This is a genomic window from Undibacterium sp. SXout7W, from assembly GCF_049339385.1.
In the GTDB taxonomy this organism is placed as follows: Bacteria; Pseudomonadota; Gammaproteobacteria; order Burkholderiales; family Burkholderiaceae_D; genus Undibacterium.
In genome coordinates, this window is sequence record NZ_JBMPPF010000109.1 from 1 (window position 1) to 347 (window position 347).

The 347-nt window shown below is 56.2% G+C and carries 1 rRNA gene; it reads left to right on the forward strand.

Going from position 1 to position 347, the window contains the following annotated elements:
- A 16S ribosomal RNA gene (locus ACO0LB_RS20700) occupies window positions 1–347 on the forward strand; the annotation flags it as partial.

Genomic DNA, 347 nt, shown 5'->3' on the forward strand with positions numbered 1-347 from the left:
GTTGGGTTAAGTCCCGTAACGAGCGCAACCCTTGTCCTTAGTTACCAGCACGTTATGGTGGGCACTCTAAGGAGACTGCCGGTGACAAACCGGAGGAAGGTGGGGATGACGTCAAGTCATCATGGCCCTTACGGCCAGGGCTACACACGTGCTACAATGGTCGGTACAGAGGGTTGCCAAGCCGCGAGGTGGAGCTAATCTCACAAAACCGATCGTAGTCCGGATCGCAGTCTGCAACTCGACTGCGTGAAGTCGGAATCGCTAGTAATCGCGAATCAGAATGTCGCGGTGAATACGTTCCCGGGCCTTGTACACACCGCCCGTCACACCATGGGAGTGGGTTGCAC